A 23,335-nucleotide genomic window follows, 5' to 3' on the forward strand; every position below is an offset into this window, starting at 1 on the left:
GCCGATGCCCGCGCGTCGTTCGACGCGGCGCCGCCGCACGTCGAATGCGACGCCTCTCCGTGCATCACTGGAATCGTCGCGAGCGCGAGGAATTATTGCACGACGGCGACGGACGGCATCGTTCGCTGCTGGGGCGATCCGAACGCGCTCGGGTCGTTCGTGGACTCGGCCGACCCCAACGCGGGCTCCACACCGGTGCCGCTGACGGGCATGAGCGACGTGGTCGACATCGGGATGACCTCCCAGCGCACGTGCGTCGTCCATGGTTCGGGCGCGGTCGATTGCGTAGGCCAAAACAACCCGACGCCGACGGCGGTGGCCGAAGTGTCGAATGCGAAGAAGCTCGCGCTGAGCGACCAACGAAGCTGCGCCGTGCAGACCGACGGGAAGCTCTTCTGCTGGGGCTACAGCTACCAGTGGGGCACCGAGAATCTCGTCATGGATCTCCATGGCGAGCAGGTGATCGACACGGCCGTCGACACCTCGTCGGCCTTTGCCGCCACGTCGAGCGGCACAGTGTACTCGTGGGGCGCGGACGTCTGGATGCTCGGACGCGATACGCCGCTGCAGAAGGATCTCACGCCCGCACCGGTGATCGGTCTTCCGCCGATCTTCGAACTGAAGGTCGCGAACCTGAGTGTGCTCGCGGTGACCACCGATGGACGCCTCTTCGGCTGGGGCCGCAACACGGGCGGTCTTCTCGGGGTCGGCGTCCTCAGGAGCATGGCCGTCCCGACGGAGGTCCTCTTCCCCAAGGGCTCCGCGATGCCGACCCAGGTCACCATGTCGGTCACGCATTCGTGCACGCGCATGACCGATAACTCGGTGATGTGCTGGGGCGCGAGGAACGCGTATGGCGAGCTCGGCCGCGAAGACAGCGTGGGCTCCTGGGCACCCGTGAGCGTCGAGGGATTGAAGAAGCCCGTCATCGCGGTCGCAGCGGGCATGTTCTCGACCTGCTTCGTCCTCATCGACGGGACCGTGCAGTGCATCGGCGACAACTCGTACGGCCAGCTCGGCCTCGGCGCTCGCGACGCGGATCGTCATACGACGCCGGCCAACGTCGTCTTTCACTGAAGTTCGTATTCGTTCGGAGAACACTCATGAGTGTCGTCAATCGCTGGACCGGAGTGGTGCTGTTCGGGCTCGCCCTCGGGTTCGCCGCGTGTAGTTCGAACAAGGACGGCTTCTCGCAAGACGCGCCCCAGCTGGTGGACGTCGACGCAGGAGCGGACGTCTCGAGTCCGCCGCCGGCCGCATGCGAAGGGCGACGTTGCTCGCGCGACCTGCATTCCGTGATCGACGGGTGCACCGGGCAAGTGCTCGAGACGTGTGCGGACGACCAAGGCTGTGCCAGCGCTCGATGCGTTACCGCGTGTGACAGCGCCGCTGCTTCGCAAGGGTCGATTGGCTGTTCGTTCTGGTCGACGCCGCCGGATGTGAGCACCTTCGGCCAGAACTCCTGCTTCGCGGCGTTCATCGCCAACACGTGGAATACGCCGGTCACGGTGACGGCCGAATACGGAAGCGATCCACTCGACGTTTCGAACAGTGTCTACAAGGCGACGACCGGGGCCGATGGGGCCACCACGTATACTCGAATCGAAGGCGCGATTCCGCCGGGTGAGGTCGGAATCGTCTTCCTCCAGCAGGGCGATCCGCTTCCGCGCGACCAGCACTTCGTCGCGTGTCCGAAGGGCGTGAACGTCGCTTGGCACGGGATTCCGATCCCGGAACACCAAACGAGCATCTACAAGGCTTTTCATCTCTCGACGAACCTGCCGGTCTCGGCCTACTCGATGTTCCCGTACGGTGGAGCGAAGAGCTACATTCCGTCGGCGACGCTGCTCGTTCCTTCGACTTCGTGGGATACGAACTACTTCCTCGTCGATGGCTGGAAGTCGAACGAGGGAATGCCCTTCGTGCAGATCATCGCGCAAGAGGACAATACCGAAGTTCGCATGAAGCCTTCGGTGGCCCTCAAAGAGGGAAAGGGCGTCGCGCCCGCGCCGGCGGGCTTCACGGCGAGTTGGACGATCAATCGCGGCGAAGTCCTCGAGTTCGCGCAAGGCAGCAGCCTCGCGGGCAGTCCGATCCAGACGAGCCACCCGGTGGCGCTCTTCGGCGGCAGCCAATGCTCGTACGTTCCCAGCAACATCGGAGCGTGCGATTCGCTCCACCAGCAGATTGCGCCGCTCCGCCAATGGGCTTCGACGTACTCCGCGGTGCCCTACAGGAGCCGAATCGTCGGTCTGCAAGGGACCCCGCTAATCGAAGAAGCGGTCTATTGGAAGATGGTTGCCGCACGCGATGGAACGACGCTGACCTACGAGCCAGCGCCTCCGCCAGATGCGCCGACGACGCTGAATGCCGGTGAGTCCGTGACCTTCACCTCGGCGGCGCCCTTCGTCGTGAAGAGTCAGGGCAACGACTATCCATTTTACGTCGCGGTCTACATGAGCGGCGGCGACGTCTACTCGACGCCTGGCGATCCCGACTTCGTGAACATCGTTCCGGACGAGCAGTTCCTCGATCACTACGTGTTCTTCGTCGATCACACGTTCTCCGAGAGCGTGCTCACGCTGGTCCGGAGAAAGGACGAGAGCGGCGCCTTTCACGACGTTTCGCTCGATTGCGCCGGCACGATCGCGGGGTGGCAGCCGCTCGGCAAAGACGGCACGATCGAATACACGTGGGTGGCCCTCACGCACAACGGGCAAGGAGTCACCACGCCCGCGGGCACGTGCTCGTACGGTCGCCACGAAGCCAAGAGCGACGGTGCGTTCATGGTCTATGTCTGGGGCGAAGACACGTATGCGAGCTACGGCTTTCCCGCCGGCGCGGGCAGCCGCCCGACGTCGCCCTATACGGTCGAGATCCGCTGATCGACTTGAGCCCGCGCGCCGACGTCTCTATCGTCGACACTCGTGAGCGGCTCGCGCGAATGGCTCTGTTACACCGACGGTTCGGCCAAGCCCGGCACCGGAGCTCCAGGCGGGTGGGGCTTCGTCGTGAAGCCGCCGAGCGGTAGTGCAGGGCCCGCGCGGGAAGGCTACGGCAAGGCGACCGGGACGCTCGCGAAGATCATGGAGTACCGCGCCGTGGCCGAGGCGCTCGAGGTCTTGCCCGAACGTGCGCAGGCGGTGGTCTTCTCCGACAACCAGTCGCTGGTCGAGAGCCTGGAGAAGAAGCTCGAATCGTGGCGCGCGAGCGGCTTTCGCAACGTCGATCCGCTCGTGGTCGAGAGCGTCCGGCTCATCGATCGTGCGATGAACGACAAGGAGCTCGTCGTACGCTTTCAGTGGGTCCGCTCCCACAACGGTAACCCTGGGAACGAGCGCGCGGATCAGCTCGCCGCGCAGGGCGCACGTGAAGCGAAAGCGGACCTCGCAGTGACGACGAAGCGACGCTGAATCAGATTTTCTGGCTGGGCCGATTCGAGGCGAGCTCGAGGAGATAGCGAGGTTCGCCCAACGGACCACGCCAGCTATTCCAGAGGTGAACGAAGCCGAGCAGAAGACGAGTGCCGTCGAGCCGCGAGTCAAAACGTCCCGCCCCTGGCAAACGAAGTCCCGCACGCGTGGTCGCGAACGTCGGAGCGTTGGGCGATAATGCCGACATGTCGTTTCCCGCGACGCTCGTCGTGTTGGTCATCGTCACGCACCAAGGGCGCTACCTCGTGGTTCAGGAGCACGACGGCAGCTGGTACTTGCCCGCGGGGCGGGTGGAGCACGGCGAGAGTTTGCTCGACGCCGCCGTTCGAGAGACCGCGGAGGAGGCAGGCATTGCCGTCGAGCCGACGGGGATCATCGGTCTCGATCAAGAGTGGCCGAACGGCGGCGTGAGGATTCGCGTCTGCTTCGAAGGGCGTCCGTCGGCGGACCCGACGCCCAAGAGCGCCGCTGACGAACACACCCTCGGGGCCCGCTGGGTGACGAAGGACGAACTGCGCACGATGCGCCTTCGAGGCGTCGACGTTCTGGCGTGGGTCGAGCGCTACGAGAGTGGCGCTCGACTGCCGTGCAGTGCCTTCGTCTGGTACGGCACCTGACAACCCGTTGGCTCCAGACTCGTCCTCCTACGGAGCCGGGGTCATCACGATGCGGACCGTCGGATTCGCGACGGCCCCCGCACCGTAAGCGAAGTCGACGACCTCGCTGCGAACCCAGCGCGGGACCATGTTGTTATAGAACGGGCTCGAGCGGTGGAGATCGGCGCCGCCCGGGTAGGCCATCTGCATGTGCGGCCGATCCGTGCCGATCTCGATGAGCGTGCGGATCGACGGGCCGCTCGTCTGGCCGAACGAGAGCGCCGCGGCCGGCGTCCCCGCATCGAGGTTCACGTTGGCCGGGTTCCCTACGTTGACCGTGTAGAGACCGCCCGGCGTCGCGTAGGGGCCGTTGTTGAAGAGCGGCGTTGCCGAGGCGAGAGGGCTCTGGAGCGTCAGTGCATGGATGGCGCCCCACTGCCACGTGTCACGGCCACCTCGTCCCGCTTGCAGGAGCTGACCGGCCTGGGTGAGCGCGGCCTGCACGACCTCGTCGCGAGTCTCGGTCGTGCCCGTCGTGGTGATGTTGTCCCAGAACGGCTCGTCCGCCGGCTGGGTCGCGCTCTGGAACGAGCGCATCATGACCTTCACCTCGCCGAGCACGTCGAAGACGAGCGGGTTGCCCGGCGGGCTCACGGCCGGATCGTTCTGTTCGTCGGCGAAGGCCCCCTGGAAGAGCGCATAGAGCGCGACGTGGAAGGCCATGCAGCCGGCAGAGTCGCGCAGCACGGCGGCATCGGTGACCTTCGGATCCGTGGGCGTGACGCCGTTGATCCCGCTCGGGCACAGGAACGTTCCCGCCGTGGACCAGTCGTTCAGGGCCGCGACGACCGCTTGCGTTTGGGTGTCGAGGTTCGTCGCTCGCGAAGCGGCCTCGACCATGCGCGGCGCGATGCGCTCACCGATCAGCGACTTGGTGTCGGACTGGAGCGCGTGGATCGTGTCGATCGTGTGCGCATTGCCGCCCGCCTCGAGGCCGCGCATGATCTGCTCGGCGCGTGTGCCGTCGGCGGCATCGGCGGCTTGGGTGGCGGCGTGACCGTCGTTGAACGGATTGCCGTCGGCAGAAGCGCCGGTCAGATCTTGGTTTGCCGTGCAGATCGCGCCGCGCGGCGGGTTCGTGAGCTGCGGCAGCTGCTCGAAGGGAACGGGCGCGGCTCCCCATTCGCGTGTGCCATTACCCGGCTGCGGGAAGATCGGCCACGTGCTCTGGTCGTTCGCGTTTACCCACGCGCGTGCCGGCACTTGGGCGTAGGGGAACCAGCCGATGGTGCCGGCTTTGTCGGCCGCGACGAAGTTCTGCGCGGCCGTCGTGATCTTGCGGAGCGCCTGCTGGACCTCGGCGACGTTCGTCGCTCGGCCCACTTCGAGAAACGCCTGGGCGTCCGTGCTTCCGTCGAGACCGACCCATCGCACCGTGACGGCCTGGCCGCTTGCCGGAGAGTTGAGCGCGATGATCGGACCGTGCTGGGGCACCCACGCAAGCGTCTTGGTGACCTTGTTGCCTTGGTCGAAGAAGTCGACCTGTTTCGTCACGATGTCGACGTCCGCCCCATTGAAGGACACCGCCGTGCCGCCCTTCGTGAGCGTCTCGATGTAGAGGTCGGAGAGGTCCCAGTTCGTGACGGTGACGCCCCATGCCACGTCGTCGTTGTGACCCGTCAAGATCGCGGGCAGGCCCGGGAACGTTCCGCCGGCCATGTGATACGAACCCGTGCCGCCATTGCTCTTCGCATCGATCTCGGCAGGGAACCAGATCGACGGATTGGACAAGGTAAGGTGGGGATCGTTCTCGAGGAGCGGTCGGCCGGAGGCCGTGCGCGAGCCACCGATGACCCAGTTGTTCGAGCCATGATCGAAGTTGTCGCCGTTCGGGTCGAGCCGCCTGATCCCCGCCAAGCGCTTGGCCGCGGTGTCGAGCAGCGCTCGGACTTCGGCTGTCTGAGACGGGAGTCCCGTCGGCGTCCCCTTGGTGGGCAGCACGTTCGTCTTCTGCTTTGGCAAGGGCGTTCCGATCGGCGGCAACTTCAAGCGCGCGCTCGTCGGCGTCGCAGCCTGCGTCGCGGCCGGCACCGTGAACGCATCGAACGTCGGACGCAGATCGAGATACAGGTCGGAGAGCGTCTTGGCGACGTTCGGCTGGGTAGGCGTGAGCGCCTGCACCGTCGTGGCGACGCGCCCGAGCGTGGCCTCGTAGTCGGCGTTGTTGGATAGGTTGTTGAGCATGTAGAGCGCGACCGCCGCGCTGTCCTCGAGGGCCCAATCGGTGAGGAGCCCAGGCGCGATGACCGGGAGGGAGTATTCCTCGGTGAGCGTTGCTCCGTTGCGACCGGCACGCACGTCGGCGAGCCATGCATTCACACCTGCCGCGTAGGCCGTGAAATAGCTACGCGACACGTCGTCGAGCTGGGAGACGAGCTTCTCCGGCAGTGGGTCGCCGTTTCGCGTCGCGAAGAACGTTCGACTCGTGACGTCCGTGTCGACCACACCTGGTGCGAGCATGAGCTGACCGAGCGTTCCGCGGACCGCGCGCCTCACGAAGTCCATCAAGAAGAACCGATTCGCCGCGTGCGTGTAGCCGAGCGCCGCAAAGACGTCGGCGTCAGTTTTCCCATGGAGATGAGGGAACCCGAATTCGTCGTATTCGACGTGGACCGGCGCCGTCAGACCTTGGATTTGGACACTCGGTCCCGCGTCCGTCCCTGCGTCGACGCCTCCATCGGTCGCCGGAGGAGGCGGCATGTCGGAATCGTCATCGGCACATGCGGCGAAGATCGAGAACGTCGCGGCCAATGCGAGATAGCAAACGTGCTTCATGCTGATTCCCGCCTCGTCGATGTGCGTCGTCGAGCCGTTCGACGTCCGCGCCACGAGGCCATCCGTGCAACGGATGGGCCGAGCCCGACCATAGCCACGCTCGAGCTTCTCGCTTGCACGCTCGCCACGCATCGAGTGGGACGCACCAACGCTCGCTGTCCTCGCTGGAAGATTCGCTCGTAGCGCTCGCTTCGGAGAGTCTCGATGACTGCCGGGGCGCACTCGGGGGGCGCGTTTGACTCGCGGGCGCCGACCTCGTTACGCACCCGATCGTCGCACCGCATGCGCTCGAGCGGGTCGCGCTGCGCGCGACGCGCTTTGTCCTCGCGCGTGCGCTCACCTCCGGCGATCGTAGAAGGGTTCGCTGCGGCGCTTAACGCGAGTCAAACGCGCCCCCCGAGCGCGCCCCTTCCAACGCGCTTCCTTCACTCGTCCTACGTCGCGAACCGGCTCGTCCTACGTCGCGAAGCGGCTCGTCCTACGTCGCGAACCGCCGTTACCAGCGAATGGGCTTTTGAAGCGTGTCCCAGAAGATCCAGCGATAGAGCTCGCGGCGAGGTTTGTAGCCGCGTTCGCGACCGCGTTCGGCGGCGGAATGAGGATCGACGACGTGGAGCATGCACGAGGCGCTCGCGACGATGGCGCGCTTCGACTTCGGGTCGTAGTCGAAGGCGTTGAGCGTCGAGCCGAAGAGCTGCGTGAAGGCGGGTTTGCCTCCCGCGAGCGGTGCTGCGTGGGACCATCCGGCGCCGCCGATCCAAGCGATGTCGCCGGGCAAGAGCGCGATGCCGTAGGCACGGAGGTACTCGTCGGTACGCGCGGCGTCCTCCGGCACGTCGTCGTACTCTTCCGTTCCGCGCAGGCTTTCGAGCGTCGCGCAGACGGTGACGCCGTTTTGCATGTGGCGCGTGTTCGAGAGCAGGCGCTTCGAGTCGCCCGTAAACATCACGTGGTACGGCGTGTCGCTGACCGTGCCGACCACACCGTGGAGCTTCGGAGCTCCCTTCGACACGTCGTCGACATAGTGGCCGGGTGCGTCTTGCCAGCCGTACGCGACGAAGTTGCCGTCGGGCGAGATGGCCGCGTGCACCACGTCGGGGGCGTCGTCCTCGTCGTCGCCGATGTCCGTTCGCGGCATGAGCTTGTTCCAGCTGTCGCCCCGGAGGAGCCATACGCCGACTTCGTCGTTCGCGACGACGAGGCTTTGGCCGTCGTCGGAGATGCCGAAGCTGTTCGGTCGAATGGGCTCGTCGACCGGCCAGGCGACGGTGCGTGAAGAGGCACCGCGAAAGCCTTCGCTCACGACCACGCCCTCCGGCCCGGCGAGCGCGATCCACTGGCGATTGCGTGAGATGGCAAAGCCCTGGATTCCAGGGAGCTCCGTGATGGTGTCGCCGTCGATGTACAGGACCGGACCTTCCTCGTCCCAATCGCCTCGCCGCACGAGGAATACGTCGGCGCCGAGAATGATGGCAGCGGTGAGATGAGCGTCGGTCTCTTCCATGTGGTGGATGAAGGGCTTGTGCGCGGGATCGAACTGTTCGCGAGCTTCGCGCCATCGTCCTTCGTCGTTCAGCGCAACGACCTTGGCGAGCACCGCGTCGGCGAGCTCTTCGTCGCGTTCGTCGCTGGTGAGATCTTCGTCCGAGCCTGCTTCGCGATCGATGATGTCTTCGAACGCATCACACACACGTTCGTTTTTCGCCCGACCGATCGCGTTCCAGCTCTTGGTGTCCATGGCGCGCCAGCGTATCGAATTCGAAGCTTCGGAACTCGGTGAAATAGTCGGTCCGAAACGTGCGCGGTCTTTTAGAATCGTCGCGATGTCGAACTACGTGATCTGGCGCTTCGAGAGCTACCCGAAGGCGTTGGCACTGAAGGACCTCTCGGGGCTCGAGAAGAGCTATCGCATCAACAACGGTGAGCCCCTCGAGGCCTCGTTCCCGTCGAACGTCACTTACCACCAGCACGCGGACTACCCGGACGACGTCGCCCTCGGCGACACGCTGCTCAACAGCGACATGCTCATCGTTGGTTCGAAGCGTCTCGCGTCGTTCCTCGCGAGCCGATCCATCCCCAAGCTCGAGTCCTTGCCGGTTCGCATCGTCGACCGGAAGGGGAGCGAACTGAGCTCCGAGTACTCCATCATCAACCCGATCGAGCCGATCGCGTGCCTCGACACAGGGGCATCGGTCTACGAGACGGACCTCCTCGACCCGGACAGCATCGACAACGTGACAAAGCTCGTTCTCGACGAGTCGAAGATCCCTGCCGACCGCCTGATCTTCCGTATGCAGGGGTACTGGAACACGACGTTCGTGCATCGCTCGCTCGCCCAGGCGATCGCCGCGCAAACGTTCTCGGGCATTCGCTTTCTCGAACTGAGCGCGTTCCCCGAGACGTGATTGGCGGCTGGAGTTTCCAGCGGACCACCTGCGGATTCTGTTGTCCGTGCCGCTCGCGCTTCGAGCGCGCGCTCAGGCCGCGACTTTGACGAACTCGGCGCTCGGGCGCGCGAAGTAGTAACCCTGGAGCAGGTCGCACCCCAGCTCGCGTAGGGCGTGGAGCTCGTGCACGGTCTCCACGCCTTCGGCGACGAGGCGCATGCCGACGTCGCGGCAGGTTTCGACCATCGAAGCCACGAGGCGCCGTCGCAAGGGCGACGAGGCGAGATCGCGTGTGAGGCTCATGTCGAGCTTCACGAACTCGGGCTCGAGCACGGCTACGCTCGTCAAGCCCGCGTAGCCCGCACCGAGGTCGTCGATGGCGAGCCGGAAGCCGAGGGCGCGAAGGCGCCGGACGCGGTCGACGAGGTCGCTGACTTCGTCGATGGCGCCGCGTTCGGTGATCTCGAGGACCACGCGCTCCGAATACGACGAGAGCGGGCTCGACGCCGAGAAGAGATCGGCGTCGAAGAGGTCCTCGGCGTGGACGTTGACGAAGAGGAGCGCGCCGTTTGGAACGTGGGCCGCGGCGTCGGCACAGAGCTCGCGAATCGCACGCCCGAGCTCGGGGAGACGACCGTGCTGCTCGCCGTATTCGAGGAGAGGGCTCGGATTCAGGAACCCCGGCTCGCGGCTACGCACGAGCGCCTCGTAGGCAATCGGCCCGTGGGCCGCGAGCGAGACGATCGGCTGGTACGCCATCCATAGCGACCCTAGCGCGCGCTCGAAGCTCGCGGCCTGCGCCGGATCCGGCATCGCCGTGCGCGGCTTGCGATGAATCTGGCGTGCCCGCGTCACCGCCTTGAGGAGCGCCTCGCGGTCGATCGGCTTCGTGAGGTACTGGACGGCGCCGAGCTCCACGGCCTCTCGCGCGGTCTCGAGCGACGGAGAGCCGGTCATCAGGACCACGGGAACGTCGCAACCGTAGCTGCGAAGGACGTCGAGCAACTCGGTTCCCGTGATGCCGGGCATGTGGATGTCCGAGACGATGACGTCGTAGCCGCCCATCATCGCGTCGCGTGCTGCAGCCTGGCCGTCTTCGGCCTTGTCGACGGTGTAACCACTCGCCACGAGGATGCGCTCGACCGCGCGGAGAACCAGCTTGTCGTCATCCACGAGGAGCACGTCGGCTCGCTTCCGAGTCGACGTCATGCTGGGGGGCGTCGTGCTGTCCATCACCGTCTTGGAGAACGGCATTCCCGCGCCGCGCCGAAAGGTCCGCGCGCGAGTTTCCGCTCAGGGGCTGATTGTGGCCTGCCGTGACGCCTGCGTCACCTGTGAAGAGATCCCATTTTACGGCAACGGGGGTTGCCGGTCGGGCAGGTGGCGGATGTGGTCGTTCGCATGTGCTAACAACGGCCGAACTCACCCCCCCGTTCGCGCCGGGATAGTCGTGCAGGTCCGCTCAGGGGACGTCCCGCTTGGCGGCCGCGGCGAGGTCGCCCGCCCACGTACGCAAGAGGTCTTCGTTCGGCCCCTCGAGCATGATGCGGAGCTTCGGCTCCGTTCCGCTCCAGCGTACGAGGACCCTTCCATCGGCGCCGAGCGCATCTTTCACTTTTGCGGTGCCGAGTGAGAGATGTCGCATCTGTTCGAGGGGTTGCCGGGCCCGGAGGGTGACGTTCTCCAGAACCTGGGGGACGCGCTCCATCGCTTCTTTGGCGAGCTCGGACAAAGGCCGCCCCGTCCGGACCATGATGGCCAGGACCTGGAGGGCGGCGACGATGCCGTCGCCGGTCGATGCGTGATCGAGGAAGATGAGGTGGCCGGACTGTTCGCCGCCCAGGTTGAAGCCGCCGTTGCGCATGGCTTCGACGACGTATCGGTCGCCGACCTGTGTACGCACGAGCTTTCCACCGCGCGAGGTGATGGCGCGCTCGAGTCCGAGGTTGCTCATGACCGTCGCCACGAGCGTCTTCTTCCCGAGCTGGCCGTCGTCGAGCATGCGACACGCGCACATGGCCATGACGACGTCGCCGTCGACGATCTGACCCTTTTCGTCGATGACGATGAGCCGGTCGGCGTCGCCGTCGAGCGCGATGCCGATGTGGGCGCCTCGCTTGACGACCTCGGCCCGGACGTTGTCGGGGTGAAGGGCGCCCGAGTCCTTGTTGATGTTGACTCCATTCGGCTTGACGCCGATGGAGGTCACGCTCGCGCCGAGCTCCCCGAAGACCAGCGGTGCGACCTTGTAGGCTGCACCATGAGCGGCGTCGATGACGACGCGGGTGTTGTCCAGCGTGAGGCCACGGGGGAAGGTGGCCTTGGCGAAGACGACGTAGCGACCGCCCGCATCATCGAGGCGCGAGGCCTTGCCGATGCCCGGGCCGGTCGGACGCGGTCCGAGGAGCGCATCGTTCGCCATCAGGCGCTCGATCTCGATCTCCTGGTCGTCGGGCAGCTTGAACCCGTCGTCGCCGAAGATCTTGATGCCGTTGTCCTGGTAGGGATTGTGGCTGGCGCTGATGACGATGCCGGCGTCGGCGCGCATGCTCACAGTGAGCTGGGCGACGGCGGGCGTGGGGATCGGACCGCAGAGGATCACGCGCGCGCCCATCGAACAGATGCCGGCGGCGATCGCCTGTTCGATCATGTAACCGGAGAGGCGCGTGTCTTTGCCGATGAGGACGCGCGGCGTGTGCGCCTTGTTCCGGCCGGCGACGTACGCGACGGCCTTGCCGAGCGCGAGGGCGAGCTCCGGCGTCATCGGCGCTTCGTTGGCCGTGCCGCGGATGCCGTCGGTGCCGAAGAGCTGGCGCGTGGCGACCTGCGGCTTGGTGCTCTTGCGTGCGCGTGAACCCGCGACGGGCGAGGCCATCGACGCGGGTGAGGGCGGACGCAGGCTGAGCCGGCCATTGAGCGTGGGCTTCTCGCTGCTGCCGTTGCCGTTGGCCTGCGTACTCGCCTTGCCCTTGGCTTTACCCTCGGCCTTGGGGCCTGCGTGGAGAAGAGCCTTGTTCTTCTTCCCGTCGATCTTCGTCGTACGTCCGCCGCCGATGGCGCGAGTCTTCTTGCTGGTCACGGAGTCTCCCATGGGGTCCTCGAATCTGTTCTCGGTGCGATCGGTGGCGGATGGAAGTGCGTACTCAGTCTCGGAAGTTCACGAACGAGAGCTCGATGCCGAGATCGAGTCCTCGGACGAGGGCGATGGCCTTCTGCAGGTCGTCCCTGTTCTTGCCGCTGACGCGGACCTGGGCTTCCTGGATAGACGCTTGAACCTTGAGCTTGGAGTCTTTGATCGAAGCGATGATCTTTCGCGCCGGGTCGGACTCGATGCCCTCTTTCACCTTCACGAGGATGCGTGAGCCGCCCTTGCTGGTGGGCTTCGGATCCTGCGGATCGATGAACTTGAGGCTCACCTTGCGCTTGATGAGCTTTTCCTGGAAGACCGTCAGCGCGGCCAGCGCGCGATCTTCGCTCGACGAGCGAATGTCGATCCCCTCGTCCTTCTTCTCGAGCTCCGTGCCCGTGTCCTTGAAGTCGAATCGTTGGGCGATCTCCTTCTGGCTCTGGTTGAGGGCGTTGTCGACCTCGTTCCATTGCACCTTGGAGACAATGTCGAAGCTCGGCATGGGAGGCTCAGAATACCGAGAGAAGGGGGCGCGTGACAGGTTCTAGGAACGCTGCGGAGGTCTGTCGCCGCCTGACGTGACTCACGACGTTGCTCCGCGCAGCTTAGAGCGCAACCGGGGGATCGGTGGGCAGATCGAGGATCTTCGCCCGCGCTTCGCCGACGAGGTAGAGCGATCCGGTTACGAGCACGAGTCCCTCGGGACCGGCGAGCTCGCGTGCTCGCACGAGCGCATCGCCGACACTCGCCGCGGTGACACCCGCGTGACGTGCGGCCAGCATGTCCGGTTGCGCGGCCGCCCGACCCGCGGGCGCGACGTACACGCGGTCTTCAGCGAGCGGCGCGATGGTGTCGAGGACCTCGGGCCACGCCTTGTCCGCCATCGCACCGAACACGAGCGCCACCTTGGGGTAGTGCGCGAGCGAACCGACGCCCGGCGAAGTCGGCACGATCGGCATGCGCGCCATCGAGAGGCTGGTTTTGAGTCCTTCTGCGCCGTCGGGATTGTGGGCGCCGTCGAGTAGATACGCACCGCTCGACGTCACGAGATGCTCGAAACGTCCTGGCCAGCGTGCAGTCGCGAGACCCGTTTCGCGAATCTCTTCACCGATTCCTAGGACCTCACCGAGGAGCCACGCGACCTCGAGGTTCGGCCCCTGGTATGCACCGCCAAGTTGCGTGTGCAGGCCGAAGAGCGCGCAGAAGAGATGCTCTTCGCGCGTCTGGGCGCTAACGATCGGAGCTCCCTCGGCGCGCGCGATCTCGTCGATGATGGCCCGTGCCTCTTCGGGCATCCGTCCCACGACGAGGGGGGAGCCTCGTTTCGCGATGCCGGCCTTCTCGGCGGCGATCTCGGCGAGGGTGTTGCCGAGCTTGTCCATGTGGTCGAACGCGACGCGGGTGATCGCCGTGGCGCGCGGCGGAGGAACCACGTTCGTCGCGTCGAGCCTGCCGCCGATGCCGACCTCGATCACGGCGAGCTCGACGCCGTGGGCGCGAAACGCGAGGAACGCCGCGAGCGTTGCCGTTTCGAAGAACGAGAGATCGGGGCCGATGCGGAGCGCCTCTTCGAGGACCTCGGTGAGCGCAGCGTCGTCGATGGGCTCACCGTCGATGCGAATGCGCTCGGCGAAGCGGCAAAGGTGCGGCGACGTGTAGAGCCCGGTCTTCTTGCCGGACGCGCGCGCGATCGACTCGATCATCGCGCAGGTCGAGCCCTTGCCGTTCGTGCCGGCGACGTGGACGACCTCGAACGCGCGCTCGGGGTGTCCGGCCTCTTTGCATGCTGCACGCATCGCATCGAGGCCGAGCCGCATGCCGAGCGGGACCCGCGCGTAGAGCGCTCCCAGGGCACGTGCGAGTCGCTCGCGGGAGAGGCCGAGCGGACTCGTCGCGACTGCGCGCGCTTGCATCGCGTGCCTCAGGCCGAGACTGCTGCCCCGTTGGGGCGAGAGCCGTGCGCGAGGTGACGAACGAGCATGCCGATCTCGTTGCGCATCTCGAGGCGGCTCGTGATGCGGTCGATCATGCCGTGCTCGATGAGGAACTCACTGCGCTGGAAGCCTTCGGGCAGCTTCTGGCGGATCGTGGTCTCGATGACGCGCGGTCCGGCGAAGCCGATGAGCGCCTGCGGTTCGGCCACGTTCACGTCGCCGAGGAACGCGAAGCTCGCCGCGACCCCGCCCGTGGTGGGGTGCAAGAGCACGCTGATGAAGGGAATGCCGGCGTCGCGAAGGCGCTCGCGTGCGCCGACGGTCTTCGCCATCTGCATGAGGCTCAGGATGCCTTCCTGCATACGTGCACCGCCCGAAGCCTGGAGCAGAACGACGGGGAGGCGAAGCTCGGCGCCGCGCTCGAAGAGGCGCGTGATCTTCTCGCCGACGACCGATCCCATCGACCCGGCCATGAAGTGGAAGATGAAGGCCCCGTAGGCGATGGGGGTGCCGCCCATCGTGGCCCGGCCCGTCTCGATGGCGTCCTTCGAACGCGCGGAACGCTGCGCGGAGGTGACGCGCTCCGTATACGACCTGCCGTCGCTGAAGCTGAGCGGGTCGGTCGGCTCGAGATGGGCGTCCCACTCTTCGAGCTTGCCGTCGTCGAGCAGGAGCTGGCGCCAGCGTGCAGCGGAGAGCTTGTGGTGTTTGCCGCACTGGGGGCAGACCTCGAAGTTCGTCTCGAAGGTCTCCGCCGACATCGTCTCGTTGCAACCCTCGCACTTGCGGAAGACGCCTTTGCCGAAGCTCGTCTTCTCGCTCGCGTCGAGCCCACCGGTCTTTTTCTGAGGCCAGGTCATGACTTCGCCGGCTCCTTAGCATTGTTCTCGCGCCGCTGCCCGCCCCACGCAAAACGGCCGAGTTTTCAGGCTCGGCCGTGATGTAGGACAGGTCTTGATGCCCCTTCGGGCCTTGCAGGCGCCTACTCGGTCGCCGAGAGGATGCCGAACTTCCGCGCGTACCAGTACGCGTGCAGGAAGTCGACGCCCGGGGACTCGTAGGGGCCTCCGCCGTCGTAGTTGAGGCCGACCTTCCAGTAGGACACGTCGGTCTCCTGCTCGAAGATCGGGTAGCTGACGAGCGACTGCGTGCGGTCGGGGTTCGGGTAATTCATCCAGTCCGTCTTCCAGGGCAGCGCCGGGTAGGGCGACATGCAGAAGTCCGGATTGATGCGGTGGTCGATCGGGTACGAGGTCTTGGGGTAGGGGATCTCGCGGAGTCGCCAGCGCATGTCGTCGACGAACGGCGAGCTCTTCGCGCCCGAGCCGTAGGCCGCGTGGATCAGGTGCCACACGGCGAGACGCTGCTTGGCGAGGTTGTCGTGGCTCGCGTCGATCTCGTCCTTGTGGACCTTCACGGCGTCGCCGCCGAGGTTGAGGTGAGAAGCGAGCAGCATCGCGATGGTGTCGCCGACGAAGCTGAGGTGCGTGCCGCTCCAGTCGGCCGTGCCCTGCTCGTAGAAGACAGGGTTGTTCTTCTTCTCGACCTTGGCGGCCACCCAGAAGCCTTCGGCCTTGGCGCGGTAGGTGATCGAGTCGTCGACCCACGCACTGAGCCAGGTGCCGGGGAGCTGATTGAAGCCCTGCGACGTGTTCACGTCGTCGGCGATGTGCTTCGCGTTGGTGCGGATGCGCTTGCAGATCGAGTCGTAGCCGCTTGCCCCGTCGCCGCAGAGCACCTCGTAGCCGAGCGTGAGGCCGTAGAGGATGCCCTTCAGCATGTCGTTGTTGCCACCCTCCCGCCAGTCGAGGCCTGCGAACTTGCCGGTCCCCGTGTGCCAATCGCCGGTGGCCGGCCCGTTCGAACGACGGAGGACGCGCGCGAACGACGACCAGTCTCCGGTGATCTCCTGCAATTTGAGGAGCGCCTCGAGGCTCGTGATCAGGTTCGTCTTGGCGACGGCTTCGCCGGTTACCTGGAAGCGATAGGCCTGGGCCGCGGCGTACGTTCCGGTCCAGAGCGCGCTGTCGCCCGAGGGCTCGTGGACGGTGCTGCCCGGCGCGGCGCCGTCGACGACCATGCCGACGAACGAGTCGATCCAGCGCGTCTCCATGTCCGCCTGGAACTTGTCGGCCTTGGCCTTGAGCGAGTCGCGGTAGGCGTTGGCGCGAACGAGCGTCTCGCCGAGGCTGACGTCGTCGATCACCTTGTTCAGCACGCGAAGCGCCTTCGGGTTCGCCTGGTAGAAGGCGAAGTCGGTCGTGTCGACGACGTGCCCGTGCACGGCCGCGTCGAACTCGGGGCGGTTCACGTAGGGCTGCACCGCGGCGAGTGTCCGGAAGTTCGAGTAGGTCCCGAAGAGCGTGGTCTTGACCGAGGCGCTCGGCGGATCGTGCGCGGGATTCGTCACGCGCTCGTCGGCGAAGATGGGCTTCGCGCCCGAATCACGACGTGCCGTCCACGTCTCGTTCGCGTTGATGTCCGGTCCGGTGAAGGTGCCGCTGATCGTGCCTGCCGTGCTCGACGAGAAGGAGCCGGTGACGTCGACGGGAACGTCGGCCGCGGTGTGCGTGACCGTGCCACGCTTGGTCATGAAGTCGGCGCGCTTGAGGGGAACCTTCACGTCGAGCTTGCTGCTCGAGCCGGACGCCGTCCCCTGCCATACCCAGTGGAGCTCGCGGCCGTCTTCGACCTTGGCGGTGGCGTACTTGACGATCCGCGTGATCGAGAGCTTTCCGTCCTTGCTCACGAGCTCGACTTCGCCGCTGTACGCGCCGCGTGCGTCGGTGCCGTCGACCTTCCAGACGCCGGTCAGGCCGGTGGGGTTGGTGGGCGTGCCAGGGTCGTTCGTGGAGGGATTGCCGCTCGAACCGGGCGTGCTTCCGGAGCTGCCTCCGGGCTTGCTCGACGTACCGTCGCCGCTTCCCCCACTGCTTCCCGAGTCGTTGCCGTTTCCGCTTCCCGAAGAACCGCACCCGCAGGCGAGGACCGGGAGCAAGACCGCCAAGGCGAGGTCGTGTTTGCGCATTGCGCATTGCACGTATCGTGGCTTCGCTCGGATCGCGGACGGCCGAGCCCATTGAGACGCCAAATGAGACACGGCCCGATCGAAGAGCGGCGCGCGCGCCTCAGGTGATCGAGGAGATCGCACTCACAAGTCGGTGCAATGCTTCACCCTCGATGCGGACGGTGAGCCATTCACGCAGCACCTTGGCGCCGAGCTTCTCGTAGAACGCGATCGACGGCTCGTTCCAATCGAGCACCTGCCAGACGAAACGCGGGCAGTCCTGTTCGATCGCCGCGCGCGCGAGGGCACGCATCAGCGCGAGGCCTGCACCTCGCCCTCGGTGCTCCGGTTTGACGAACAGGTCCTCGAGGTAGAGGCACCGGCGGCCTCGCCAAGTCGAGTAGCTGAAGAACCAGAAGGCAAAGCCAATCGGGATGGGCTCGGCGTTCGGGGCGTCCTGCCAGGTCGCCATGAGTACGTGGAACGAGGGGGCGTCGGTATCGAAGCCGTCGCGCAGCAGGTCGGCCTCGGTGGCGACGACCGCGTCCGGCTCGCGCTCGTAGATGGCAAGGTCTCGAATCAACGACAAGATGGCGGGGACATCCTCGCGGGATGCCTTCCGGATGACGAGCATGGCGGAAGGGTAGTATTTTCGACGGCATGGATCTGCCGGCGCTCTATGCCTTGGCGTTCGCTGTCGTCACGACGGTCGCGCTTCTCGTGCTGTTCCGCCTCGGCCAGCGCGTGTTTTCGCCGGGAAAGACGGTGGCCAAGGACTTCGGCGAGGCCAACCCGGCGCGCCACCTCCTGCAGGTGGGACAAGTGCTCGGCGTCTTCTTCGTCGCCGCCTCGGTCGTGAAGAACTGCGTCGAGGGCGAGAGTCTTCGCGAAGACGTCTTCTCGGCGGCGACGTTCGGCGTCCTCGGCATCGTGCTCGTCGCGCTGACGGGGGAGCTCGGGACGCGCCTCCTCCTCCGCTCGAGGCTCCCCGCCGAGATCGCACGCGGAAACGTGGCGGCCGGCGTCGCGGGAGGCTCGCACTACGTAGCGACGGGCATCGTGGCGGCGCACGCCATCGCCGGCACGAAGCTCCGTGACGTGGGCCTGTCGCTCCTCTTCTTCTTCATCGCCATCGCCACGCTCTGGCTCTTCGTCTCTCTCTTCCGTGCGCTCACCACCTACGACGACGCGGAGCAGATCCAAGGCGAGAATCTCGCGGCCGCGCTCAGCTACGCGGGGCTCTCGATCGCCGTGGCGATCATCGTGGGCTGCGCGCTCGACGGTGACTTCGTGACGTGGGACGTCTCGCTGAAGGGCTACGCCTCGATCCTCGCGCTCTCGCTGGCGCTCTATCCGGTGCGGCAGCTCTTCGTGCAGTCGCTCCTTCTGGGGGCTCCTCTCACGTTTCGTGGGGGACGTCTCGACACGGGCATCGGCACCGACCGCAACGAGGGCCTCGGCGCGCTCGAAGCGGCCACCTACATCGCGACGGCGCTCTCCGTCGCCAGGCTCGTCTGAACCGTGTCGTACGACGACTTCGCGCGACGAATCACGGCGAGCGGCATCGTCACCGATCCGTGGCTGAACGGCGAACCACGCTTTCGCGAGGAGCCGGTTCTGCTCTCGGCCGAAGGCGCGCGCGCCATGTACCGCACGGCCGAATCGGTGGCGGAGGTCTACAACGAGCTTTGTCTGCTCGTCTCCGACGCACCGGACTTGCTCGACTCGTTCTTCGGGCTGACCGGCTACCAGAAGGCGATGTGGCTCGCGTCGCAGCCGCTCTGGCACGGCATCGCGCGCGCCGACGTGTTCGTCACGAACGACGGCCTGCAGATCGCCGAGCTGAATTGCGACACGCCCACGGGCGAAGCCGAGGCGATCGTGCTCGGCGAACTCCTCGCCCAGATTCGACCGGGCGCGGTGAATCCGAATCGCGATCTCGGCGCGCGCTTCGTCGCGGTGGCCGAATCCCTCGATGCCGCCACGCGCTCGCGCAAGGCCAGCCCGCGCCGCGCCGGCATCGTCTATCCGACCGAGCTGCCCGAAGATCTGTCGCTCGTTCGCCTCTACAAGAAGCTGTTCGAAGGGGCCGGTTGGGAGATCGTCCTCGGCTCGCCGTACAACCTCACCTACGAGCCCGAGCACGGCCTCCTTCTCTTCGACGAGCCCATCTCCCTCGTCTTGCGCCACTACAAGACGGACTGGTGGGGCGAACGCACGAGCGCGTGGGACGACGAAGACCTCGCCGATGCCGATCCGCTCGAAGAAGCGCTCTCGGCGATCATGTCGGCACAGCTCGACGGCGCCTGCACGGTGGTGAACCCCTTCGGCGCCGTGGTCCCCCAGAACAAGCGCGCGATGGCCTTCATGTGGGAGCAGATCCACCGCTTCTCCCGCAAGTCGCAAGACGTCATTCGCGCGCACGTCCCCGTCACCCGCCGCCTCGAGGCCTTCCACAAAGAGCAGCTCGCCGCCCAGAAAGACGACTGGGTCCTCAAGAGTGACTACGGCGCCGAGGGCGATGAAGTCATCGTGGGCCGCGCCGTCACCGACGAGATCTGGCGAGCCTCGCTCGCACACGCACGCCAGGGCCGCTGGATCGTGCAGCGCTATTTCCAAGCGCACGAGTCGTCCGGAGGCGAGAGCATCAACCACGGCGTCTACGTCCTGGCCGGCGAAGCCGCAGGCCTCTACGCGCGCATCCAGGCCGGCCCCACGGACGACCGAGCTTGCAGTGCGCCGGTCGGGATTCTCTCGTGAATGTCGCGCGAGCCTGGCGCAACGTTAGCTCGGTAGCCACCACGACGGCGTGCTAGCAAGCATGGCGCCAGAGGGCCGGGAGAACATGTCGAATCAGGTTCGAGCCACGGAGCGATACGACGAACTCGACGCACTTCGCGGCATTGCGGCCCTCAGTGTTGGATTGAGCCACCATCTCTCCGTCTTCCAGGGCATGCCCGCGGGTAGTCCCTATCAGGCGGAAGCCAAGCTCGCGTTGCTCCTCAAGTACGCTCCAACGTACGCGTTCGCCGCTGGTCACGAGTCGGTCGTGTTGTTCTTCGTGCTCAGTGGCTTCGTGCTGTCGCTTCCGGCGTTTCGAGGGCAGCGCACGAGCTATCCGATCTTCGTCGTTCGTCGGTTCGCGCGTCTCTACATCCCGTATCTCGCGGCCGTCATTCTGGCGTTCGTCGGTTGCGCCTTCGCGTCGTCCCACGCGCCCCCGGCGATGGTCGGCGCCTGGGTTTCGTCGCATTGGCACGCGCCGCCCACGCTCGCGAGCCTCTTCGACCACGTCTTGATGCTTCACCACTTCGACACCAGCACGCTCAGCCCGGTGTTCTGGTCTCTCATTGTCGAGATGAGAGTGTCGCTGCTCTTTCCGCTCATCCTGCTCGCGGTGACACGGCTTCGCCCCGCGCTGTCACTCGGACTTGCCGCGAGCCTCACTGCGATTCGCATCGTCGTCGGTTGGCGAACGCACGACGATGCGATTCTCGACTACCTGACGTCACTGCACTTTGCCGGCATGTTCATCGTCGGAGCGAACGCGGCGCGGTCGTTCGCTTCGCTGCGCGCCATGTTTCGAGGCGCCAGCCCGTGGGTGCGTACGTCGATCCTCGCCGTCGCGTGGCTCCTTTACAACTACGGACGTGCAGTGGGCCATATCGTGCCCTTCTCCGACGAGTGGCTCGTTGCGCCGGCGGCGGTCGTGTTCTTCGTTGCGGCTTTCGAGAGCCCCGTCGGGCAGCGATTGTGCTCGTCGCGGTTCGCGGCGTTCCTCGGCAAGGTCTCGTTCAGCTACTACCTCGTGCACACGACGATCCTGTATGCCTCGTTGCGATTCCTTGCGGGCCGTCTGCCCGTCGACGTCATCGTCCTGCTCAGCCTGGTGGCCGGCTTGGTCTTCGCTTACGGCTTTTACTTGGCGGTCGAAGTTCCGGCGCTGAAGTTGTCGAAACGCCTCAAGCGCACGTCGAAGGCCCACGCCCTCACGGAACGAATCAGCGCGGTGCCTCCGGCTTGAGCGTCTACGCTCAACGGCGGCTTCGCGTCTCGCGCCGGACGTCGGCGAGGAAGCGTGGATCGAAGACTCCGTCGACGCGAATGGAATACCGGAAGAACGGGTCGGCGAGCACGCCGTGCCAATCCATGTCGTTGAACCAGTAGATGGGCGCATCCACCACGACTTGATTCGCGCCATCGGGCGACGTCACGTAGAAGCGCTTGTGTCGGCCTGCCGAGCGCGGAGCGAGCCGGCTCGGCTCGAAGCTGATCGACTGCGCGAGCGCGAGCGCCTTGCCGGGCTCGCTGTCACGGTGGGCGGGGGCGTGGTCGTTCGCCTCGATGCCGAAGATGACGACGCGTCCGATCTCGGTGAAGGGGAGCGACTCGAGAAAGGCCACGGTCTTCGGAAACACGCGGCGTGCTTCCTCGCTGAAGTCCTTGCCCTCGCCGGAGTGCTTGTCCTCCCAGCGATCGTTCTCGAGCAGGTGGTAGCAGACTTTCCAGGGGAAATAGACGCCGTGGCGCATCTTGAGGAACAGCATCTGAGCGCGCGTGAGCGGATGGTCGGTCTCGTCGCCGAGGGCGATGCTCTCCGGGCGATCCAGATCGAACGCGCTCGGATCGCCGTCGCCGAGCGCGATGAGCTCCGCGAGCTCGTCACGCGGCAGTGCGCGTATCACGTGCATGTAGTCGCGGTAGGGATCGGACGTGACCCAAGGCGCGGTGACGCCCATCCACTTGAGGCTCCCGCCGGTGTACGACGTCTCGACGAGCGACAGTCCTCGCGTGATCTCGTCATGCATCGCGGCGAAGCCGGAGGTGTCGACGAGGCTCGAGAGATCGGCGTACGGGCGCCCGAAAATTCCGCAGTGGCGTGAGCCCGCGCTCTTCGGCGAAGGAAGCGGCGTCGACGGGGCACGCCGTGCTTCGACCATGGCTCGGAACGCGAGCACGCCTTCTTCGACCTCGGTGAGCGTGGTCGCTGGCGCACCAGGCGAGGAAAGCCCGACCTGCTGCTGTTCGCACGCGCGCTTGTCCTCATCGTAGATGCGCGACCAGAAGTCGAGAACGTCCGCGAGCGACTCCTCCGGCGCCTCGGCGTGGACGTACGTGCTGGCGACGACGCGCGTGGTCTCTCCGTCGATCGGGAAAAGCGTGAAGGTCAGCAGGTATTCGGGCTGCAGGCTCGTGAGCAGGTTCGGAAACCGCATGGCGTCGTGCACGACGCGCAGGTCCTCGGGCGGCACGAGCAGTGGCCTTCCCTGGAAACGCGCCGACATCGACACGGTCTCGGCCCCTTCGCGGATCGGCATGATCCCACCGAGCCAAGGCCCGCCGCTCTCGGGCATCCACGTCTCCGCCTGCGCCGAAGGCGTGAGCACTTCGAGTGCCGGATGCACGGACTCGAAGTGGAGCGACTCCTGGAAGTTGTCGACGACGAGCTTCCAGTTCGCCTTCACGTCGAACGCCATCCGCCGAGCGCGCTTCAGATTCGAGAGCTCTGCGCGCTCGAGCCAAGGCGGCGTCTCTCCGAGCGCCTCTTCGAGCGACGCCGCCTGCGGGTCGAGATTCACGAACACGAAGCCGTGGGCGACCTCGACGCGGGCAGGGGAGAGTGGCGGCGTCGTCTTCGCGAGCGGTGATCCCCCCGACGCACACGGCGCGCCGTCATTGCCGAAGACCATGCCGTGGTACGGACACCGAAACTGCCGCGCTTCTCCCTCCTCCGGCGCGTTCGGAAAGAAGAGCCCCGCCCCGCGATGCGTGCAGATGGCGTGGAACGCGCGCAGCTCCCCGTCGTCGCCCCGCGTGATCAGGATGCTGGCGGGCGTCAGCGGAATGCGGAGGTAGGCATCGGCACCTGAAAGGTCCTCGATGCGCCCCACGCAGACCCAATCATGGCCGAAAATCGCGCGGTGTTCGGTAAGGAAAGCCTTCGAAAGCATGACTAGCCGTGCTCCCACCACGTGACCGCGCGCGACATCCACGGAGACGGTATCATGCCGGCTG

At 66.0% G+C, this 23,335-nt stretch carries 18 protein-coding genes; 8 read left to right on the top strand and 10 right to left on the bottom strand.

Annotated elements, in window-relative coordinates:
- Nucleotides 1-159: 159 nt before the first annotated feature.
- The 4 genes from AKJ09_RS35485 to AKJ09_RS35500 all read left to right on the top strand — a co-directional run bounded on the left by AKJ09_RS35485 (nt 160) and on the right by AKJ09_RS35500 (nt 4,051).
- Complete coding sequence (locus AKJ09_RS35485) at nt 160-1,077, top strand: RCC1 domain-containing protein (protein ID WP_146652281.1); 918 nt, start codon at nt 160-162, stop codon at nt 1,075-1,077.
- A 26-nt stretch (nt 1,078-1,103) separates the two neighbouring features.
- Nucleotides 1,104-2,885 carry an IgGFc-binding protein gene (locus AKJ09_RS35490; RefSeq protein WP_146652282.1) on the top strand — a complete coding sequence of 594 codons (1,782 nt, stop codon included), beginning with the start codon at nt 1,104-1,106 and terminating at the stop codon, nt 2,883-2,885.
- Nucleotides 2,886-2,927: 42 nt separating this feature from the next.
- Nucleotides 2,928-3,413: an RNase H family protein gene (locus AKJ09_RS35495; RefSeq protein ID WP_146652283.1), complete on the top strand. Its 486-nt coding sequence runs from the start codon at nt 2,928-2,930 to the stop codon at nt 3,411-3,413.
- A 206-nt stretch (nt 3,414-3,619) separates the two neighbouring features.
- Nucleotides 3,620-4,051 carry an NUDIX domain-containing protein gene (locus tag AKJ09_RS35500; RefSeq protein ID WP_146652284.1) on the top strand — a complete coding sequence of 144 codons (432 nt, stop codon included), beginning with the start codon at nt 3,620-3,622 and terminating at the stop codon, nt 4,049-4,051.
- Between the two features lie 27 nt (nt 4,052-4,078).
- On the opposite strand, the gene AKJ09_RS35505 is transcribed toward AKJ09_RS35500, so the two are convergent.
- Complete coding sequence (locus AKJ09_RS35505; RefSeq protein ID WP_169928128.1) at nt 4,079-6,919, bottom strand: penicillin acylase family protein; 2,841 nt, start codon at nt 6,917-6,919, stop codon at nt 4,079-4,081.
- A 442-nt stretch (nt 6,920-7,361) separates the two neighbouring features.
- Complete coding sequence (locus AKJ09_RS35510; protein ID WP_146652286.1) at nt 7,362-8,603, bottom strand: WD40 repeat domain-containing protein; 1,242 nt, start codon at nt 8,601-8,603, stop codon at nt 7,362-7,364.
- Nucleotides 8,604-8,688: 85 nt separating this feature from the next.
- Here AKJ09_RS35510 and AKJ09_RS35515 point away from each other — a divergent pair, with 85 nt between their 5' ends.
- Nucleotides 8,689-9,270, top strand: a complete 582-nt coding sequence (locus AKJ09_RS35515) for an imm11 family protein (RefSeq protein ID WP_146652287.1) — start codon at nt 8,689-8,691, stop codon at nt 9,268-9,270.
- Between the two features lie 72 nt (nt 9,271-9,342).
- Here the strand turns inward: AKJ09_RS35515 and AKJ09_RS35520 are convergent, their stop codons facing one another.
- The 7 genes from AKJ09_RS35520 to AKJ09_RS35550 form a co-directional block, all read right to left on the bottom strand.
- Nucleotides 9,343-10,506 (bottom strand): EAL domain-containing response regulator, encoded by a 1,164-nt coding sequence (locus AKJ09_RS35520; protein ID WP_146652288.1) that lies wholly within the window; start codon nt 10,504-10,506, stop codon nt 9,343-9,345.
- 208 nt (nt 10,507-10,714) lie between these two features.
- Complete coding sequence (gene glmM / locus AKJ09_RS35525) at nt 10,715-12,127, bottom strand: phosphoglucosamine mutase (protein ID WP_146655920.1); 1,413 nt, start codon at nt 12,125-12,127, stop codon at nt 10,715-10,717.
- A gap of 268 nt (nt 12,128-12,395) precedes the next feature.
- Complete coding sequence (locus AKJ09_RS35530; protein ID WP_146652289.1) at nt 12,396-12,881, bottom strand: YajQ family cyclic di-GMP-binding protein; 486 nt, start codon at nt 12,879-12,881, stop codon at nt 12,396-12,398.
- Nucleotides 12,882-12,984: 103 nt separating this feature from the next.
- Entirely contained in the window at nt 12,985-14,292 is a 1,308-nt protein-coding gene (locus AKJ09_RS35535) for a bifunctional folylpolyglutamate synthase/dihydrofolate synthase (RefSeq protein WP_146652290.1), read from the bottom strand.
- 8 nt (nt 14,293-14,300) lie between these two features.
- Nucleotides 14,301-15,173 (bottom strand): acetyl-CoA carboxylase, carboxyltransferase subunit beta, encoded by an 873-nt coding sequence (gene accD, locus AKJ09_RS35540; RefSeq protein ID WP_146652291.1) that lies wholly within the window; start codon nt 15,171-15,173, stop codon nt 14,301-14,303.
- A gap of 122 nt (nt 15,174-15,295) precedes the next feature.
- Nucleotides 15,296-17,341, bottom strand: coding sequence for a hypothetical protein (locus AKJ09_RS35545; RefSeq protein WP_146652292.1), 2,046 nt, complete (start codon nt 17,339-17,341; stop codon nt 15,296-15,298).
- 100 nt (nt 17,342-17,441) lie between these two features.
- Nucleotides 17,442-17,954 carry a GNAT family N-acetyltransferase gene (locus AKJ09_RS35550; protein ID WP_146652293.1) on the bottom strand — a complete coding sequence of 171 codons (513 nt, stop codon included), beginning with the start codon at nt 17,952-17,954 and terminating at the stop codon, nt 17,442-17,444.
- A 26-nt stretch (nt 17,955-17,980) separates the two neighbouring features.
- Between AKJ09_RS35550 and AKJ09_RS35555 the strand changes: the two genes are divergently transcribed.
- From AKJ09_RS35555 to AKJ09_RS35565, 3 genes are all read left to right on the top strand, one after another.
- Nucleotides 17,981-18,838: a DUF350 domain-containing protein gene (locus AKJ09_RS35555; RefSeq protein ID WP_146652294.1), complete on the top strand. Its 858-nt coding sequence runs from the start codon at nt 17,981-17,983 to the stop codon at nt 18,836-18,838.
- A gap of 3 nt (nt 18,839-18,841) precedes the next feature.
- Nucleotides 18,842-20,080 (top strand): glutathionylspermidine synthase family protein, encoded by a 1,239-nt coding sequence (locus tag AKJ09_RS35560; RefSeq protein ID WP_146652295.1) that lies wholly within the window; start codon nt 18,842-18,844, stop codon nt 20,078-20,080.
- 85 nt (nt 20,081-20,165) lie between these two features.
- Entirely contained in the window at nt 20,166-21,344 is a 1,179-nt protein-coding gene (locus tag AKJ09_RS35565; protein ID WP_169928129.1) for an acyltransferase family protein, read from the top strand.
- Between the two features lie 10 nt (nt 21,345-21,354).
- Here the strand turns inward: AKJ09_RS35565 and AKJ09_RS35570 are convergent, their stop codons facing one another.
- The gene (locus tag AKJ09_RS35570) at nt 21,355-23,271 is read right to left on the bottom strand and encodes an aromatic ring-hydroxylating oxygenase subunit alpha (protein ID WP_169928130.1); all 1,917 of its coding nucleotides are present in this window, start codon (nt 23,269-23,271) and stop codon (nt 21,355-21,357) included.
- Between the last annotated feature and the right edge of the window lie 64 nt (nt 23,272-23,335).

The organism is Labilithrix luteola, assembly GCF_001263205.1.
Classification (GTDB): Bacteria; Myxococcota_A; Polyangia; order Polyangiales; family Polyangiaceae; genus Labilithrix; species Labilithrix luteola.

What these genes read in the sequence shown, in the direction of transcription:
- AKJ09_RS35490 (WP_146652282.1), top strand. Translation starts at nt 1,104, where the DNA reads ATGAGTGTCGTCAATCGCTGGACCGGAGTGGTGCTGTTCGGGCTCGCC.
- AKJ09_RS35500 (WP_146652284.1), top strand. Translation starts at nt 3,620, where the DNA reads ATGTCGTTTCCCGCGACGCTCGTCGTGTTGGTCATCGTCACGCACCAA.
- AKJ09_RS35510 (WP_146652286.1), bottom strand. Translation starts at nt 8,603, where the DNA reads ATGGACACCAAGAGCTGGAACGCGATCGGTCGGGCGAAAAACGAACGT.
- AKJ09_RS35515 (WP_146652287.1), top strand. Translation starts at nt 8,689, where the DNA reads ATGTCGAACTACGTGATCTGGCGCTTCGAGAGCTACCCGAAGGCGTTG.
- AKJ09_RS35520 (WP_146652288.1), bottom strand. Translation starts at nt 10,506, where the DNA reads ATGCCGTTCTCCAAGACGGTGATGGACAGCACGACGCCCCCCAGCATG.
- glmM (WP_146655920.1), bottom strand. Translation starts at nt 12,127, where the DNA reads ATGGCCTCGCCCGTCGCGGGTTCACGCGCACGCAAGAGCACCAAGCCG.
- AKJ09_RS35530 (WP_146652289.1), bottom strand. Translation starts at nt 12,881, where the DNA reads ATGCCGAGCTTCGACATTGTCTCCAAGGTGCAATGGAACGAGGTCGAC.
- AKJ09_RS35535 (WP_146652290.1), bottom strand. Translation starts at nt 14,292, where the DNA reads ATGCAAGCGCGCGCAGTCGCGACGAGTCCGCTCGGCCTCTCCCGCGAG.
- accD (WP_146652291.1), bottom strand. Translation starts at nt 15,173, where the DNA reads ATGACCTGGCCTCAGAAAAAGACCGGTGGGCTCGACGCGAGCGAGAAG.
- AKJ09_RS35545 (WP_146652292.1), bottom strand. Translation starts at nt 17,341, where the DNA reads ATGCGCAAACACGACCTCGCCTTGGCGGTCTTGCTCCCGGTCCTCGCC.
- AKJ09_RS35550 (WP_146652293.1), bottom strand. Translation starts at nt 17,954, where the DNA reads ATGCTCGTCATCCGGAAGGCATCCCGCGAGGATGTCCCCGCCATCTTG.
- AKJ09_RS35555 (WP_146652294.1), top strand. Translation starts at nt 17,981, where the DNA reads ATGGATCTGCCGGCGCTCTATGCCTTGGCGTTCGCTGTCGTCACGACG.
- AKJ09_RS35565 (WP_169928129.1), top strand. Translation starts at nt 20,166, where the DNA reads ATGTCGAATCAGGTTCGAGCCACGGAGCGATACGACGAACTCGACGCA.
- AKJ09_RS35570 (WP_169928130.1), bottom strand. Translation starts at nt 23,271, where the DNA reads ATGCTTTCGAAGGCTTTCCTTACCGAACACCGCGCGATTTTCGGCCAT.